Here is a 17,101-nt window from a genome sequence, read left to right as displayed (position 1 = left end):
TCTTTTCGTCAAAGCCGGCTTCTGAAACTTTTTTGTTTAACTTGTCAACTAATTCTTGATTAGGATGAACCTGTCCATTTGGAAGTTTATCATAATCTAAAAAGTCGCTAACATTGAAAAAGTTGTAGCCGATCAAATTGCCATCTGCGTCTTCAACACGGGTAACCTTGTCTTTTTCAACAAATTTACTACGACCATTATCTGGTCCGGTAATTACGATTAAAGTATCTGGATAACTTGCTTTATTGGTAGAAACAATCATTTCTAGTAAATATTCCTTTCTTAGACTATTTGAGAGAGTTAAGGAAGTTTTCTACTTCTTCTTTAGTCTTTCTGTCCTTATTTACTAGTCTACCAATTTCTTTGCCATCTTGGTAGACAACAAAGCTAGGAATTCCAAAGATATTTAATTCTTTTGCGACATCAATTGATCCATCGCGGTCGATTTTATAAAATTTAGCATCAGAAAAATCTTTTTCAATTTCTGGTAAAAATGGATCTAAGAAGCGGCAATCAGGGCACCAAGCAGCAGAAAATAATAATACCACTCTGCCATCTTTTGTAATTTCTTTTAATTTAATTGGAGTTAATTCTTTAATTGCTTCCATCTTTATCGTCCTTTCTTACTTTTTATAAGTACATTTATATTTTACTTTGATTTTTCATAAAAAGCTACTATTTTTACTCTTTAACTTAAAGATTTCTCTATACGCATTTTTCTGTCCTATAATAAAGTTAAGATACCAAGTGCAAAGAAGGTCGTTACTATGCAAGAATCAGACGATAAAGCTTTATTAAGAGCAGGCTTTAATTTACATAATGTTTTCAACAATATGATTAAAAATATTCAAACCGATACTTCGCATTGGCTAGAAATCGTTGAAGCAAACGTTGATCAAATTTCCGATCTTATTTCAAGCTATCATAAGATTGCAGCTCAAATTAAGCAGCAAACTCTAGAAAATAGCGGCTTGCCTTCATATTTAGAAAATGCCAATTTAGATATGCTTAACTTGATGGATAGTTTCAACCAAGAAATTCTGGATTTTGACGACTTCGTGGATTTGCCAGATCATGAAAAAGCATTTACTAAATTTGTGCTCACTGTCAATAGCTCCAATGAAATGCTCTTACGCTTAAAATATGCCAATTAAAAAAGTCAGGATTTAATCCTTAATGATCAAATCCTGACTTTATTTTTTTACTTAAATGACGCATGCAAGCAGTAAATTGGATTGCCTTTAGCGGCAAATTTATGCTCATATTCGGTTTCAACATTATTTTGTGCAATTTCAGATTTGTTATGGTGCAAATCTAAACTTAAAAAATCAAATTTCATGCCATAATTATTCATGCTTACCAAGCTATACTCAAATAAGCCTTGGTTATCAGTCTTAAATTCAAGATGACCGTCATCTTTTAAAACTGTCTGATATTCGCGTAAAAAGCTCTTGTAAGTTAATCTTCTTTTTTCGTGACGTGTTTTAGGCCATGGATCAGAGAAGTTTAAATAAATAATATCAGCGCTATTTTCTGGCAAAAACATGGCAATATTAGCCGCATCAGCGCACATTAATTGCAAGTTATCAATGCCTTCTTCTAGCTTAGTTCTTAGAATCATACCTGCTGCTGTAGTCTGTAATTCAATGCCAATAAAATTCATTTCAGGATGATTCTTAGCTAAAGTAGTAATAAATTGTCCCTTACCTGAACCAATTTCGATTGCTAAAGGTTTAGAAAAATCATCAAAACGACTTTTCCAGTCGATTTTTTTCTCAGGATCAGGCTGATTTAATATTGCTTCGGGATGTTCTTGAACAAGTTTTTGTGCCCAAGGTTTGTTTCTTAATCTCATATCTTTCCTCAAAATTAATATCTAATTTTTTTAAATAAACTTTCAATTCGTACTGGTAAATAAGCATACAGCAAGATAAAGGTAAAAATCAATAACCCTATTGCTGCAAAAAGCGCGTAAATTTTTTCTGGAGAAAATACAACTAATCCTACTGAAATCAAAAGCCACTCAATTAGCATCCCTTTTTGCAAAACGCGGGCTAAATCTTTATTGCGCGTTTTTTGTTCAATTGGCATCACGTGATACATCATATTGTGCTCATACACAGTGCCCAAGGGAATCAATTGATACAGAGTCAAAAATATTACTAAAGCGCCTAGTCCTGTTGCCCATTTATAATCTTGCAAAGTCCACGAAAGTAAAATCGAAAAAAGCGACATTCTAATTAATAAGTTGTTATATTCAGGATCGCGCAATAATGATCTTTGATATAAAAAGGTATTTGGTGTTTGCTTTTTGTGGCTTAACAAGAAATCTAGATATTTACGACGTGAAATCTTAACCTTTTTATCTGGCACATCAGTAAACATACTATAAAAGTTGGCTAATAAATCTTGGCGTTTTTCTTCATAATCAACTGCCTTATACCAGTTAAAACCAGCTCCTTGCGGTAAATAGGAAACTGAAACCCAACAAGCAACCATAATTGCGTCATATAATAGAGAATTCGTGCTAATGGTTATGGTTAGTAAAACAAAATTAATTAACACAAAGAGCCAGAAATTATAGTAATTTCTTTTATTAAAATAAAAACTCTTAACAATCAACTTAAATTGGGTAATTTTACTTGCTAAAAGTCCAACAACGATCCAAATTAAAGTTGCAAAAGATATACCAGCTCGCGTTGTTGCAAACGGAAATAACAAGCCTGAAACCAGCAAAATTAAGATCATCGGCAAAATCATCGAATGCGAATATAAAGGTCTGAAATACTCCTTCATATTTTTATCTTGATTAAACAAAAAATGTTCGTCAGCTCGCTGAAGCAAACTAGTAAAATTACCAAAGCTTAAAGTAATTGTCCAAATCAAAGCTAAAAGTGGACTATAAAACCATAAATTGCTAGGCCATTTTTTAATATTTTGCGCATACCAAAACATTAATGCACCAAATAAAAAGATCAATGCCAAGATAAAGAAATCATTGAACACCAAAGTTAAGTAGTGCATCTGCTTTTTAAAATTGGCTTCGAGCCTCTTTTTAACAATATTATTCATGATGCAATTGCTCCTGATTTAAAATCTGGTATAAACGGTCAATTGAATCACTATCACTTAAGCCATAGTGCTTTCTAATTTGCTCTAAACTACCTTCAACTTCAATAGTTCCATTATTTAATACAGCAAACTTTTGCACAGCTTCTTGGGCTTGAGCTAAAACGTGAGTAGTCATTAAGACCATCTTTTTTTGACTAACTGCTTGCTTAATTAAATCGATAAAGTTGGCTACAGCCAGTGGATCAAGCCCAGTAAATGGCTCATCAATTACTAATAAATCGCTATCAGCTAAAAAGCTCGTTACGATCATTACTTTTTGTTTCATCCCTTTAGAAAAGTTTATTGGCAACCAGTCCAATTTATTATCTAAACGAAACATCTTGCATAATTCATGAGCACGCACCCAAGCTTTTTCTTTATCTAAACCATAAGTAAGCATTACTAATTCAATATGTTCTTTTAAGGTAAGTTCAGGATACAAAATTGGAGTTTCGGGAATATAAGCTACCATTTGTTTAAACTTGGTAGGATTTTGCATCAATTGCACGCCATTAAGACTGATAGTACCCTTTTGCATTCTAATTAATCCTAATAGGTGCTTGATAGTAGTCGATTTTCCAGCTCCGTTTAAGCCAATAAGTCCTAGGGCCTGGCCTGGTTCAATTGTAAGATTGACATCTTTAATTACAGTGGTTCCAGCATAACCACCGCTTAAGTGTTCGATTTTTAATGCCATGATTTTTCTCCTTACTGAAAAAACTTCCTTTATATGATAGCATGAACATAAGTTAAACTAAAAATAGGAGAAAATTATTATGGATGAATTAAAGCAAGATTGTCTGTTTTGTAAAATTATCAGAGGCGAAGTTCCTTCTTACACAGTTTTTGAAAATGACGATGTTAAGGCATTTTTAGATATCTCACAAGTAACTAAGGGCCACACTTTAGTTGTTCCTAAAAAACACTTAGTTAATTTTTTTGATTATAGCCAAGAAGACGCTGCAAGATTTTTACAATATATTCCTGTAATTAGCCAAGCAATTAAAAAGTCAGATCCTAAAATTAAGGGTCTAAATGTCGAAGTAAATAACGGCGAAGTTGCTGGTCAAGTTGTTATGCACTCACACATCCACCTAATTCCACGTTACAGCGAAAACGACGACATGGTTATCCCTCACGTTAACCACGCAGATGAATACGACGAAGAACGTTATAATTCAGTTGCAAACGCTATCAAAAATAATTTCTAAAACAATCTTTTTGCCTCTATTTGCGGTACAATAAAGATGTTAATTAGTTTAAACATTTTATTTTATATAGATAGAGGTAATATATATGCCAGGATTTTTAATAGGAATTGTTTCAGGTGCTATTGTTGGTGGATTAGCTTCTTATGCTAAAAACCCTCTTAGTGGTCAACCATTGAGAAAAGACGTCAAAGAAACTGTTGATAACTTCACGGATTCATGCCATCGTGTAAAAACTATCTACAATGAATTAGAAGATAAAAATAAAAAAGATGACAAAAAAGAATCAAAGGCTAAAGTCTTCGTTGATGCCTTCACCGCTGCTTCATTTAAAGCATTAGACCACAAGAAGTTCTTTGCTGCAATCAAAGATAAGATGGACGGTAAAGATCCAAGCAAAGATCTTGAAGAAGCTGAAGGCGAAAAAGTTGAACCAACTAAAGTTGAAAGCAACGTAGATTCAGCTTCTGGCGCTTCACAAGAAGAACATCACGAAAGCTCTGAACCAAAAGAAAGTTCAAGTCAAACTGATTCATCATCTGGTGCTTCAGAACACGAAGAACACAAGGAATAATTACAAATGAAATTTTTTACTATCGGATTAGGTATTGGAAGTTTGGTTGGTGCAGCAATATCATTTTTACCAAATGCTGAAAATACCGGTAAAGTTAAAGATGATGTTAAAGCTTGGGTTAACGATACTGCTAGCGACGTTAACACTTTAGCCACTAGTTCAAACAGTGCTAGTCAAAGTGCAGCACTGTTGCAAGCAGAGCTTCCCCAAGCGCAAAAGACTTTAAACTCTTTAAAAACTGAGCTAAGTAACTTTCAAACTAGCATTAAACCTAATCTAGAAGCAATAAAATCAGAAATCAATCAAACAATGACAACTATCAACAAAGTTAAGAAACTTTAAAAACTTTATTGAAAAAAATAAAAGTCTCTGAGTCTTTTTGGGCAAAGAGGCTTTTTTATGTTATATTTGAACCTGTAAATAATCATCAAAGGATATGGAGATTTTTCAATATGATAAAAAACTGGAAAAAGATTGCAACTGCTGTTGCTTTTGCAGGTATTGCTTTAAGTGCAACTGCTTGTTCAGCAGGTAATAAGACCGTTGTTAACTATAAAGGCGGTAAAATTACCCAACAACAATACTATGACAAGATGAAGAAATCACAAGCTGGCCAATCACTCTTAGCTAACATGATCGTTAACGATGCTTTAGAAGAGCAATACGGCAAGTACGTAACTAACAAAGAAGTTAACAAAGAATACAACTCTACTAAGAAGCAATACGGTTCTTCTTTTGAAGCCATTTTGCAACAACAAGGCTTAACTACTTCAACTTACAAAGAAAGCATTAAGACTAACTTATTAATGCAACAAGCCTTGCGTCATATCAAGAAGATTACTCCAGCTCAAGAAAAGAAAGCTTGGAAGAATTACCAACCTAAAGTTACTGTACAACACATTTTAGTTGCTAAAGAAAGCACTGCTAACGAAGTTATTTCTCAATTAAAGAAAGGCGAAAGCTTTAAGACTTTAGCTAAGAAGTACTCAACTGATACTGCAACTAAGAATGATGCAGGTAAATTACCAGCATTTGACTCAACTGATACTACTTTAGATTCAACTTTCAAGACTGCTGCATTTAAGCTTAAGACTGGCGAATACACTACTACCCCAGTTAAGACTCAATTTGGTTACCACGTTATTAAGATGATTAAACATCCTGCTAAAGGTAGTTTCAAAGACCACAAGAAGGCAATTGATAACCAAATTTACGCTAAGATGGCTCAAGACCAAAGTGTAATGCAAAGCGTTTTGGCAACTGTCTTGAAGCGTGCTGATGTGTCAATTAAGGATAACGATTTGAAGGACGTTTTAACTAAGTACGTAACTTCTTCATCAGCCGCAAATAACTAATTCATACTGATAAGACACATAAAAAACTCTGAAGTTCATGGCTTCAGAGTTTTTCTTTTACTCTAATTTTTCACTTTGATCTAATGCGTCATCTTTTAAAGGACGATAAAAGCGTCGATTATCTTGCGAAGCAATAAATTCAGTAAAATGTCCTGGCTTAGTATGCTGCAAAGCATTAGTAATTGCATAAACAGTTGCATCTAAGTCATCGATTTTATGAAGCAATTCTGCTTCAAGTAAAGCTGGCCTTTTAGCTGCACCATATTCAGGCAAACCATGGTGTGACAATACCATGTGCCTTAAAAGCATGACATCTTCGCTATGCGGATTAATATTTAGTTCTTTAGCAGCTAAAACAATCTGTTCATCAATTAAAACTAGGTGGCCAATTAAATTTCCTTCTGTCGTGTATTTAGTAGCTACTACGCCCGATAATTCAATCACCTTTCCCATATCGTGAACAATGCATCCCGCATATAAAAGCGAGCGGTCGACTTGCGGATAAGTATTGCAAATACCTTCAGCATCTCTAAGCATACTTACTGTGTGAAATGCTAAGCCATTTTTTACGGCATGGTGGTTAATCTTACCTGCAGGATAAATGAAGAACTTATCATGCCATTTTTTGAGCAAGTAGCGTACGATTCGATTCCATGTTGGATTTAAAATCTCAAATACCCTTTTATTGATTTCTTCTTCTAAGTATTTTTGTTTCACTGGGGCAGTTTTAACAAATTGGCTTAAATCATAGCCCTCATTTTCACCAACAGTTCTTAAAGAAAAAATCTTAATTTGCGGTCGATCTTGATATTCTTCACGCTTACCGTTTAACTCAACGATTGATCCAGCACTAAAATTTTGGGCATCTTGTGGCGTGGCATCCCAATAAATGCCTCTAATTTCACCACTACTATCAGTAAAATTCAAAATTAAGTAGTGCTTGCCATTTTTGCTTGTCTTTAAAACTGATTCCTTTAACATGACGACAATGTTCATTTCTTCGCCGTCATTATATTCCAAAAGTTTCTTAAACATCATCTCACCTCGCTTGATAAGTTGATAACACTAGAATTTAGATCGTTAGCTAGTTCTTTTCGATTAGTGAAAATCAACACTTGCATTTTAGCTGACAATTTTTCTATCAACTTCACTATATACTCAGTTCGCTGATTGTCAAAGTTTACAAATGCGTCATCAATTAAAATTGGTAAAGAAATCTCATCAGCAATTTGTTCAACAAATGCTAATTTTAAAGCAAAATACAACTGCTCGCTAGTTCCACGAGACAGGTATTGAACTTCTTTTTTCTTACCTTGATCATCAACAACTACTAACTTTTTATCTAGCTTCAAATCAACATATCGTCCGCCAGTTAACAATTTAAAGTACTCTTTTGCACTGACTAGCATCTTAGGAAAACGTTCATTAGATGCTAAATCTAAACTTCTACCAATCCAATTAGAAACAGCTAAGTCAGACAGATAATCTAACATTTCATCTTGAAGCTGCGATTGCAGCGTAGCCAATTCTTGCTTTTTATTGAATAATTCATTGGAATCAGCTAAATTATCTTGTTTAACTCTAATTTCAGCAAGTTTGGCCTGTAAATCGCTAATTTCATTTTGATATGATATAGCTTGCTTTTGTAAGTCTGCCAGCTTTTGATCAATGGAATTATTTTCACTTTCAAGATTTTTGATTTTATCCAGATCATCGCCTAGATTATTGCGAATAGTATCAAGCTGAAGCTTCAATTTTGCCTGAATATTTGATTGTTTTCTTAACTCATCAAACTCTGCTTGATCTTGCACATTAGCTTTGCTAAAAGTTAAAAGCAAATTTTGCTTTTGCAATTTCAATTGTGTCTTCAAATGATCGATTTCTTGATTCAATTGTTCAAACTTAGATTTTATTTGAGTTTGATTAGTTAATTCTTGGGTTAAATCTCGTAAGCTGGAAATAACCGTTTCTTGATTTGATACATTTACTTGCAGTAGGTGAGCAAGTTGCACTTCAAATTCTTTAATTTGAGAATTTAAATTTTCAAGATCCGCTTCATTTTGCAAGACTGTTTTTTGCTTTGCTTGAATTTGGTAAAGTAAGTTTAAAGTTGAATCTAAATCAAAAGTATCAGAATTTAAGCTATATTTTTGCTCAAAAGCTACTTTCTGGTCTACTTCTGCTCCCTTATCTTTACTTTCTCTATTAGTCCAAATTGATAGACCTATTCCAATTAACATTAAAACTAGCCAAACAAAGTTATGCATTGCAAATGCTAAAATTAAACCAACTATTGCAATTATCCAACCAGCCCAATTTGGAATTGCAGCCTTTTGCGTATTATTTGTGTTTTGCGATTTTAAGGTTTGTAATTCATTTCTTAAATTAGATACTTGCTCTGGTGTTAAATTTTCTATCTTAGAAATATCCGGATTAATCGTTTGAATCTGAGCAATTTCATCATTTAGCTGCTGAATATTTCTTTTTAACTGACTAACTTCATTTTGCCACTGCAAAAATTCAGCCTTTTGATCAACAAGAGCTTGCATCTTTTTAACTTGTTCTTGCAATAGAAGCTGTTTTTGCAATTGATCGACGTACTGCATTTTTGAATCAAGCGAAGCCTGCAAATTTTTTATTTCTAGACTTAAAGATTGAGCTTGATCATAAAGTTCTGGCGAAAAAGCAATATTTTTTTGCTGCTTTTGCAATTCTTGATACTCATCAAAATTTTTTATTTTTTGTTTCATCAAAAGCAATTTTTGATTTTCTTTATTAATATCGACTAATTGCGCTTGTTTTTGCTTTTGCTCGCTTTCTAATTTTTTGATCTGCAATAATAAAGCTTGATAAGATTCAAATTCATTGCTAATGTCGCTTACTTCGCTTTTTTTATCAGTTAATTCATTTATCAATTGATTGATGATCGGCTTGCGACCTGTTTTTTTAAATAAATCAGCTGCATGACTGGCATAGTCTTTTCTTAAAGCCAAAAGCTTATTTGATTGAGCTGCTCCTAAAAAGTAAATTCTTTCCATCAGTTCATTTTGATTAAGGCTATTTACTTGGGTCAACATATCCTGGTTAAAAATAAAAGAATCTGTATAAAAGTCGCCATCAATATTTTTTATCTTGTCAAAAAAGACGTTTTCTGGAACTTCTTGGCCATCCAAATAAACCTTTAAACTGCCTTTTTTAGAATCTCCACTAGCATAAGTTCTTTGTAAGATAAATTCATGCTCGCCATCTTGAAAATGCAACCTACCACCCATTGGACTCGCTTTACTCAATGGAAAGTAATCCTCAAAAAAGGCAGATTTATTATTTTTCAAGTGAAAGCCAAACATGATCTGCTTGATAAAAGCAACTGTTGTACTTTTTCCAGCTTCATTTTCTCCAAAAAAGACGTCCAAATCTGGCTTTAAATCATAATTTTTTTCACTTATCTTACCGAAGTGAATAATTTCAATTTTAGTCAGTTTCATCTTCAATATCCCTTAAATCATGTCCTAATTTTACTGTTGCCATTTTCTCAACTTCTTTAAAAAATGACGGATCATCTATTATTTTCTGCGCGTATTCGCTCTTTTTCGCTAAGCTTTTTGCAAGCTGCAGAAGATAGTCATGGCTTAATACTTCTTGTTTAGCTTGATTAAAGTAATCCTGATCATTATTGCTTAAAGAAATATCTACTTTATCAGTTAAATAAATTTTTACTAGACTAGAATCAAAATCCAGCTGCTTTGAAATTTCAAGCCAAGCATCACTATCTAGTAAAAATTCCCTATCTTCATCAGATAAGTATTGGGCTCCATTAATTGTTAAGCCAAATAAAGTAGTTTGATGATTATTTTGAGCCAAAATCTGCACAACTTTTTCGATTAATTGCGTGCGACTAAGTGGTGCGTTTAATTTTAATTCTGCTCGCTGCCAGATAATGTCGCTAGTTGGGACAAAATTAATGCTAGTTGCCTTAGTATTTTCATCTACCTGCCCTAACAAAAAACCTTTTTCACCACTTTCATTGATATGACGACCTTGAATGTTACCACTATATGCTATTAGCGGATTTTGACTTAAAGTTTGACGTAGGTGAATATGACCTAAAGCAAAATAATCATAATTTAGATTTTGTAATTCGCTTAACTTAAAAGGAGCATAATTATCTTGATTTTTATTAGCTGCTTGGCCTGCATGCATTAAGCCGATTGTATAGTTACTACTTTTAGTAGGAAATTTAAGTGCCATATCTTCGTGAATATGATTTTGCTGGTAAGAAAAGCCAACAACATCATATTTAAAACCAGTTTTTGTTTGCAAACTGACTTTTTCAATTTCTTGATTTTGACCTAATAATTTAAAATATGGCGATTGGGGCAAAATCAGATCTTGGATTTTCATATAATCATGGTTTCCTAAAATCATGACAACTTGAATTTTATTATCTATTAGTCGATCTAATTGCTCTTTAAAGAATAATTGACTATGTGGACTAGGATGGATTGAATCAAAATTATCGCCAGCTAGCAAAACTAAATCAACTTGATTATCAATGGCATAATCTACAATTTTAGTGAATGAATTTTCAGTTGCTTTTTTTATTTGATTAAATTGGTTAGATGGCAAAAAAGATAGCCCTAAAAAGGGGCTATCTAAATGCGTATCCGCTAAGTGAATAAATTTCATAATTAATTTTTATTTTCCAAATCTTTGTATAAATCACTTAATGGTTTAGTAAAGGTATTTTGAACATCGTTAATCAATTGAAATACTGCTTGTTCTTTACTAATCATATCTTTCAAATCATCGTTGTTTGAAACTTTAGTATTGATTTCAGCATATTCTTTTTTTATATCATCTGATAAAGGTTGACCTGCTTGTTGAGCAGCCATGACCTTCTTTTGAAGTGCGTCCATTTCGCCGTATAATTTTAAGCTTTCTGGATTATTCTTCAAAGATTCTAAAGATTTCTTCAATGCTTCAAATTGAGGAGTCTTTTGTAAGTCTTCTGCTACTTGATTAGCGCTATCATAAACATTTACCATAAATTTGTTCTCCTTTAATTGTTAGTGACCAAATAAGCCTTTGAGACTATTATACCATTCGTTGACCTTTTGCCCGGCATCATTTAGCCCTTTTTGGACCTGATTGCCAATATTTCCTAGCCAATCTGAATCTGATCCGGTATCTTTGGCAATAACTTGTGGACTTTTAACTTTAAACTTAGTTTGCGGACTATATGGCAGCATATTTTCCATTTCTGATTTATACAAACGAGTAATTCCTGTTTCAGAAATACCTTGCATATAATGCTGCTGATCAGTTCTATCAAAACCAACCCAGGTTGAAACCACAATATCTGGCGTATACCCGACAATCCATTGGTCCTTAGTGCCAAAACCATATGAATTTGGCACTTCGGTTGAACCAGTTTTTCCTGCTACTTGAAAGCCATGTGGCTGAGCACTCGCACCAGTACCATTAGTAAAGACGCCCAAAAGCATTGATGTCATTTCTTTGGCCGTATTATTAGAAATAATTCGGTGATTGCCCGGGTTATTATTTTGTGCGAGCACTTTGCCACTAGCATCAGTTATTTTGGTAATAAAGTAGGCTTGATTTGGCAAATTACCATTGTTGGCAAATGCACTATATGCCCTAGCCATTTGCAATGGCGAAACTCCGCTGGATAGGCCGCCCAAAGCGAGCGCCAAATTGCGGTCGCTCTTATTGACATGAATTCCAAAGTTTTCAACTGATTGAACGCCTTTATTAACACCAATTTTATCTAAAAGCCAAACCGCTGGCACATTTTTACTTTCGGCTAAAGCCTGATACATTGGAATTTTATTTGAGTACTGGTTATCAACATTATGCGGTTCGTAATCATTTTTGCCGAATTTTTGTAGCTTATTAGAAAGTTCTGAGTCATAATGATAGCCGTTTTGAAGCGCTGGCGAATATACCGCTAGTGGCTTCATGGTTGAACCCGGTTGACGCTTCATCTGCGTTGCACGATTGTAGCCTCTAAATACATGCTGACCGCGTCCACCAACTATCGCTCTTACTGCCCCAGTTTTTGGATCCATAGCAATGCTGGCGCCTTGAGCTTTAGTGCCATCTGCTGCATTTGGCGGAAAATTATAGCTATTGTTGAAGCTTTCCTGCATTGCTGATTGATAGCTTGGATCTAAGGTAGTATATATTTTTAATCCCTTATTCATTACGTCTTCTTCGCTTAAGCCGTAACGATTAATTGCTTCATCAACAACTGCATCAAAAAAATAGGGATAGCGATAGCCATCATCTTGCATAAAGGTATCACGCAAAACTAGTGAAGACGACTGTGCCTCTTTTTCTTGCTGCTCAGTAATCTTATGATTGTTTGCCATTAAGCCAAGCACCACATTACGACGCTGAATTGCATTTTGCATATGATCGATTGGATTATAGCCACTCGGATTTTTTAACATACCCGCAATCGTCGCAGCTTCTGATAAGTTAACATCGCTAGCATCTTTACCAAAATATTTCTTAGATGCATCTTGCACGCCCCAAACACCATTACCAAAATAGGCATTATTTAAATACATCGTCAAAATATCTTTTTTGGAATAAGTGTGATTAATTTCAATGGCAAAAAACAGCTCTTCAATTTTACGAGAAAATGTTTGCTGCTGAGTAAGCAGGGCATTTTTAGCTAATTGCTGAGTTAAAGTTGACCCTCCTCCAACAATGCCATGGTGCAAAATTCCTTGAACTGCTGCACGAGCCATTCCTTTTACACTAAAACCAGGATTTTTATAAAAAGTTCTATCTTCGGTTGAAATCACTGCATTTTGAATATCGGGCGAAATTTTATCCAATTCCACAAAAGTCCCTTTTTGCGAATAAAGGGACCCTGCTTTTTGATTTTTATCGTCAAATATCGTAGTTGTTGTTGATAAAGAAGCTTTTAAATTGGAAATGTTGGATGTTTTAACTTTAACTGTATAATAAGTACAGACACTTAAAAAGCAAATCAAGACAAGCAAAATTAACCATCGCCAGATCTGGAAGCGATGATTAAAATTCTTGATTCTCATGTGTATTTTGTGCCAAAATTCATTTTTTTGCGAATGCATGAAGGCAAACTTCCTTTTCCTTAACTAAACTTACTTAATATTAAAATTTTAGCATACATTTAGCTTTAAAAAGTGCTTGATAACTTAAGATTTCACTAAACAATATGATGAATAAAAACTATACTTTCAATTTAACTTACCCATTTTCAAAAAACATTACTGTTGACCAATTAATGCGCCAGCTATTAATTCCACGCAAATGGCGCCATTATCTAAGAATTGAAAAAAACATTCTAATTAATGGCAAATATTTACCACTTAATTTCAAAATAAAACAAGATGATCAAATAAAAATAATTCTTGATCATGTCGAAAGCCTGCAGCACCCTTATAAGCCTAGTGGACATTTGCCAGATATTGTTTATGAAGATGACAATGTATTGATTATTAATAAGCCTAGCGGACAAAAAACGCATCCCAATTTATTTGAAACAGATACTGCACTAAATGATGCAGCCTACTATCTAGGTTATTCACCCTACATCGTTCATCGTCTCGATATGCTAACTAGCGGTTTATTATTAATAACTAAAAATCCTGCAGTTGTTCCTATTTTAAATAGTCAATTAACAACGAAAACTTTTCATCGAGATTATTATGCAAAAGTTAGTACTAACAGTAAAATTCCAGATCAAGGAATCATTGACCTAGCTATTGCTCATGATCCAGATGATCAAAGAAAAAGGATGGTTAGTCCTAGTGGGCTTACGGCAATTACGCATTACCAAGTAATTGAAAAAAATACAGATTACAAGCTATTAAAAGTTACTCTAGAAACTGGGCGAACTCATCAAATCAGAGTTCATTTAGCTGCTATTGGCGCACCAATCATTGGCGATCCTCTTTATAATCCTAATTTTCAAGAAGGACAAAACTTGCAATTAACAGCTTTTCATATGTCTTTTATCGAGCCTTTTGGCTTTGAAAGAAAAAATATTTATTTGAATACAAAAAAAAGCGGACTCAATTAAGAGTCCGCTTTTAAAATATCAATCTTATTCTTCGTTTAATGAAGCTTCATCAAACTTAACTGAAGATTCTTTTGAGTCGATTGGTGCAGTACCCATCCATGAAATCATTTCCTTCATAGAATCAGTAATTGCGTCAGTACCAGCTCTCAAAAGCTTACGTGGGTCGTAACCCTTGTTACCCTTGTCTAAGTCCATCTTGTCTTCGATGTACTTACGAGTAGCAGCTTGGAATGCTAATTGGAATTCAGTGTTGATGTTGATCTTAGCAATACCTAATTGAATTGCCTTTTCGATTTGGTCTTGAGGAATACCAGAACCACCGTGAAGAACAAGTGGTTCACCTGGTACAGCATCAGCAATTTCCTTCAAACGGTCGAAGTTCAAGCCTTTCCAGCCTTCTGGGTAAACACCGTGGATGTTACCAATACCACAAGCAAGCTTATCAACACCAGCAGCAACGAAAGTCTTAGCATCTTCAACAGAAGCTAATTCACCACCATCGGCACCTTGGTTTTCACCAATCTTACCAATTTCAGCTTCAACAGAGATACCTCTTTCGTGAGCTAACTTAACGATTTCCTTAGTCTTTGCCAAGTTTTCGTCAGTTGGTAAGTTGTGACCATCAAACATAACTGAGGAGTAGCCAAGTGCAATACATTCCTTAGCTGATTCGTAGTCACCATGGTCCAAGTTCAAGATAACTGGAACATCGATGTCCATGTTATCCATTTCGTTAAGAACTAAGTCCTTAACAGTCTTGTAACCACCCATGTACTTAGCAGCACCAGTAGAAACTTGAATCAATAAAGGAGTTCTAGTTTCCTTAGCACCTCTTAAAAGTGCACGAGTCCATTCAAGGTTGTTAGTGTTGTAAGCACCAACAGCGTAGTGATTTTCACGAGCAGCTTTGAAAATGTCATTACCATTTACTAAATAAGCCATTAAAAAATACCTCCTAAATTTTTAACACATCATTATTTTAACTCAATAGTGCAAAAGTTAACATACTTATGCCTAAATAAAAGCGATTTCATTTAATAATTTTTACAAATTACATTTCTTCAGGCGCATTCACACCTAATAAACGCAATGCTTCAGTTAAGACAATTGATGTTGCTTCAACTAAAGCTAATCTACTTGCAATTTGATCATCTTGATCAAGAATTCTAACATTTGCATAATACTTGTTAAACTTCTTAGCTAAGTTTAGAGAATATTTAGCAATAATTGATGGTTCAAATTTATCGCTTGCACGTGCAATAATTCTTGGGAAATCTGCTAAATCTTTTGCAACTGCAAATGCCCATTCATCATCTAAATTAAAACCATCTTGAGCTGGCTTTACGCCCATTTTGGCGGCTTTACGCAATACACTTTGTGCCCGAGCATTAGTGTATTGAACATAAGGACCAGTATCGCCTTCAAAACGCACAACTTCTTCTAGGTCAAAGTCAAAATTGTCTAAACGATCATTCTTCAAATCGTGGAAGACAACGGCACCAACACCAACATCATGAGCGACTTGATCTTGGTCAGCTAAATCCGGGTTCTTTTCTTGAATTTGCTTCTTAGCAAGTGAAACAGCATCTTTTAATACCTGATCAAGGAAAACTACGTTGCCTTTTCTAGTAGATAATTTCTTACCACCTTGAGTAATCAAGCCAAACGGGATATGGTGAATTTCATCTGACCAATCATAGCCCATCTTCTTCAAAACAGTCTTCAGTTCAACGAAGTGTTGTGCTTGTTCGTTACCTACTACGTAGAGCATCTTAACGAAGTTATATTCCTTCATTCTCCATTCGGCAGCAGCCAAATCACGCGTTAAATAAATTGAGGTACCGTCTGACTTAACAATAATGGCAGGATTTTCATCTTTACCCATGTCAACAACTTGTGCACCACGTGATTCATGCAGCAAGCCTTTATCTTTTAATTCATCAATAACTGGTTGCATCTTATCGTTGAAGAAAGCTTCACCGTTATAAGAATCAAAAGTTACGCCAAGTTCTTTATAAATGCGCTTAAAGTCTTCAAGCGAAACTTCGCGGAACCACTTCCATAATTTAACTGCTTCTGGATCACCATCTTCAAGCTTCTTAAACCATTCGCGGCCTTCATTATCAAGTTCTGGGTTAGTTTCAGCTTCTTTGTGGAAGCGAACGTAGTAATGGAAAAGATTCATAATTGGATCTTTTTTAACGTCTTCTTCATTACCCCAATGCTTATAAGCAGCAATCAACTTACCAAATTGTGTACCGTAGTCGCCAAGGTAGTTAATCTTAATTGGAGTATAACCAACTTTTTGCATAGTTTTAGCAATTGAGTTACCAATTACAGTTGAACGCAAGTGCCCCATTGACATTGGCTTAGCAATGTTAGGAGAAGACATATCGATTGGCACATTGCCTTCACCCAATTTTTGATCACCGTAATGATTTTGCTTAGTTAAAACATCTGCTAAAGTTGCAGAAATCAATTTTTCATGATCAATTGCAAAGTTAACGTAAGGACCAACTGATTTAATACTTGAAAAATCATCGCTACTAATGTTAGCTGCAATATCAGTTGCAATTTGTGCAGGATTCTTGCGCAAAACTTTAGCCAAAGTAAATGCTGGAAATGCATAATCTCCCATCTTTTCATTTTTAGGACGTTCAATTAACGCATTGATTTTTTCTTTAGGTAAATCAACTTGACTGGCAATTAATTCAACGACTTCATTTTTAAAATCCATTTTTTCTCCTTTTCACAAAAA

Annotated in this window: 18 protein-coding genes; 6 read left to right on the top strand and 12 right to left on the bottom strand. The window is 34.4% G+C overall.

Annotated elements, in window-relative coordinates:
- Both BN55_RS04445 and BN55_RS04440 read right to left on the bottom strand, forming a co-directional pair.
- A partial coding sequence (locus BN55_RS04445; protein WP_040469266.1) for a DUF4479 domain-containing protein occupies positions 1 to 262 on the bottom strand: 262 nt, incomplete at its 3' end.
- 25 nt (positions 263 to 287) lie between these two features.
- The gene (locus tag BN55_RS04440; RefSeq protein WP_008470654.1) at positions 288 to 608 is read right to left on the bottom strand and encodes a thioredoxin family protein; all 321 of its coding nucleotides are present in this window, start codon (positions 606 to 608) and stop codon (positions 288 to 290) included.
- A 159-nt stretch (positions 609 to 767) separates the two neighbouring features.
- Between BN55_RS04440 and BN55_RS04435 the strand changes: the two genes are divergently transcribed.
- Positions 768 to 1,154 (top strand): hypothetical protein, encoded by a 387-nt coding sequence (locus BN55_RS04435; protein ID WP_008470653.1) that lies wholly within the window; start codon positions 768 to 770, stop codon positions 1,152 to 1,154.
- A gap of 47 nt (positions 1,155 to 1,201) precedes the next feature.
- On the opposite strand, the gene trmB is transcribed toward BN55_RS04435, so the two are convergent.
- Genes trmB through BN55_RS04420 form a run of 3 tightly spaced genes read right to left on the bottom strand, consistent with a single transcriptional unit; the run spans position 1,202 to position 3,808 of the window.
- A complete protein-coding gene (trmB, locus tag BN55_RS04430; protein WP_008470652.1) occupies positions 1,202 to 1,855 on the bottom strand; it encodes a tRNA (guanosine(46)-N7)-methyltransferase TrmB in 654 nt (217 codons plus the stop codon).
- Positions 1,856 to 1,869: 14 nt separating this feature from the next.
- Positions 1,870 to 3,072, bottom strand: coding sequence for an ABC transporter permease (locus tag BN55_RS04425; RefSeq protein ID WP_008470651.1), 1,203 nt, complete (start codon positions 3,070 to 3,072; stop codon positions 1,870 to 1,872).
- Positions 3,065 to 3,808 (bottom strand): ABC transporter ATP-binding protein, encoded by a 744-nt coding sequence (locus BN55_RS04420; RefSeq protein ID WP_008470650.1) that lies wholly within the window; start codon positions 3,806 to 3,808, stop codon positions 3,065 to 3,067. The genes BN55_RS04425 and BN55_RS04420 overlap by 8 nt, the downstream gene beginning before the upstream one ends.
- 79 nt (positions 3,809 to 3,887) lie before the next feature.
- Here BN55_RS04420 and BN55_RS04415 point away from each other — a divergent pair, with 79 nt between their 5' ends.
- The 4 genes from BN55_RS04415 to BN55_RS04400 all read left to right on the top strand — a co-directional run bounded on the left by BN55_RS04415 (position 3,888) and on the right by BN55_RS04400 (position 6,248).
- A complete protein-coding gene (locus tag BN55_RS04415; RefSeq protein ID WP_008470649.1) occupies positions 3,888 to 4,322 on the top strand; it encodes an HIT family protein in 435 nt (144 codons plus the stop codon).
- 85 nt (positions 4,323 to 4,407) lie between these two features.
- A complete protein-coding gene (locus BN55_RS04410) occupies positions 4,408 to 4,893 on the top strand; it encodes a hypothetical protein (protein WP_008470647.1) in 486 nt (161 codons plus the stop codon).
- A 6-nt stretch (positions 4,894 to 4,899) separates the two neighbouring features.
- Positions 4,900 to 5,235, top strand: a complete 336-nt coding sequence (locus BN55_RS04405; protein ID WP_008470645.1) for a hypothetical protein — start codon at positions 4,900 to 4,902, stop codon at positions 5,233 to 5,235.
- A gap of 110 nt (positions 5,236 to 5,345) precedes the next feature.
- Positions 5,346 to 6,248, top strand: a complete 903-nt coding sequence (locus tag BN55_RS04400) for a peptidylprolyl isomerase PrsA (RefSeq protein WP_008470644.1) — start codon at positions 5,346 to 5,348, stop codon at positions 6,246 to 6,248.
- A 57-nt stretch (positions 6,249 to 6,305) separates the two neighbouring features.
- Here BN55_RS04400 and BN55_RS04395 read toward each other — a convergent pair whose 3' ends face one another.
- Genes BN55_RS04395 through BN55_RS04375 form a run of 5 tightly spaced genes read right to left on the bottom strand, consistent with a single transcriptional unit; the run spans position 6,306 to position 13,333 of the window.
- Positions 6,306 to 7,283: a 3'-5' exoribonuclease YhaM family protein gene (locus tag BN55_RS04395; RefSeq protein WP_040469264.1), complete on the bottom strand. Its 978-nt coding sequence runs from the start codon at positions 7,281 to 7,283 to the stop codon at positions 6,306 to 6,308.
- Entirely contained in the window at positions 7,283 to 9,733 is a 2,451-nt protein-coding gene (locus BN55_RS04390) for an ATP-binding protein (protein ID WP_008470642.1), read from the bottom strand. The genes BN55_RS04395 and BN55_RS04390 overlap by 1 nt, the downstream gene beginning before the upstream one ends.
- Positions 9,720 to 10,934 (bottom strand): metallophosphoesterase family protein, encoded by a 1,215-nt coding sequence (locus BN55_RS04385; RefSeq protein WP_008470641.1) that lies wholly within the window; start codon positions 10,932 to 10,934, stop codon positions 9,720 to 9,722. The genes BN55_RS04390 and BN55_RS04385 overlap by 14 nt, the downstream gene beginning before the upstream one ends.
- Positions 10,935 to 10,936: 2 nt before the next feature.
- Complete coding sequence (locus tag BN55_RS04380) at positions 10,937 to 11,293, bottom strand: YlbF family regulator (RefSeq protein WP_008470640.1); 357 nt, start codon at positions 11,291 to 11,293, stop codon at positions 10,937 to 10,939.
- Positions 11,294 to 11,314: 21 nt separating this feature from the next.
- Positions 11,315 to 13,333, bottom strand: a complete 2,019-nt coding sequence (locus BN55_RS04375) for a PBP1A family penicillin-binding protein (protein WP_375710909.1) — start codon at positions 13,331 to 13,333, stop codon at positions 11,315 to 11,317.
- A 143-nt stretch (positions 13,334 to 13,476) separates the two neighbouring features.
- Between BN55_RS04375 and BN55_RS04370 the strand changes: the two genes are divergently transcribed.
- A complete protein-coding gene (locus tag BN55_RS04370) occupies positions 13,477 to 14,343 on the top strand; it encodes an RluA family pseudouridine synthase (protein ID WP_008470638.1) in 867 nt (288 codons plus the stop codon).
- 24 nt (positions 14,344 to 14,367) lie between these two features.
- Here BN55_RS04370 and BN55_RS04365 read toward each other — a convergent pair whose 3' ends face one another.
- Together BN55_RS04365 and argS are read right to left on the bottom strand one after the other, a co-directional pair.
- A complete protein-coding gene (locus tag BN55_RS04365) occupies positions 14,368 to 15,285 on the bottom strand; it encodes a class II fructose-bisphosphate aldolase (protein ID WP_008470636.1) in 918 nt (305 codons plus the stop codon).
- Positions 15,286 to 15,394: 109 nt separating this feature from the next.
- Positions 15,395 to 17,080: an arginine--tRNA ligase gene (gene argS, locus BN55_RS04360; RefSeq protein ID WP_008470634.1), complete on the bottom strand. Its 1,686-nt coding sequence runs from the start codon at positions 17,078 to 17,080 to the stop codon at positions 15,395 to 15,397.
- Positions 17,081 to 17,101: the final 21 nt, after the last annotated feature.

Source organism: Lactobacillus hominis DSM 23910 = CRBIP 24.179 (genome assembly GCF_000296835.1).
In the GTDB taxonomy this organism is placed as follows: Bacteria; Bacillota; Bacilli; order Lactobacillales; family Lactobacillaceae; genus Lactobacillus; species Lactobacillus hominis.
The sequence above is the reverse complement of the archived record's forward strand: the minus strand, read 5'-3'. Positions and strand labels throughout refer to the sequence as shown.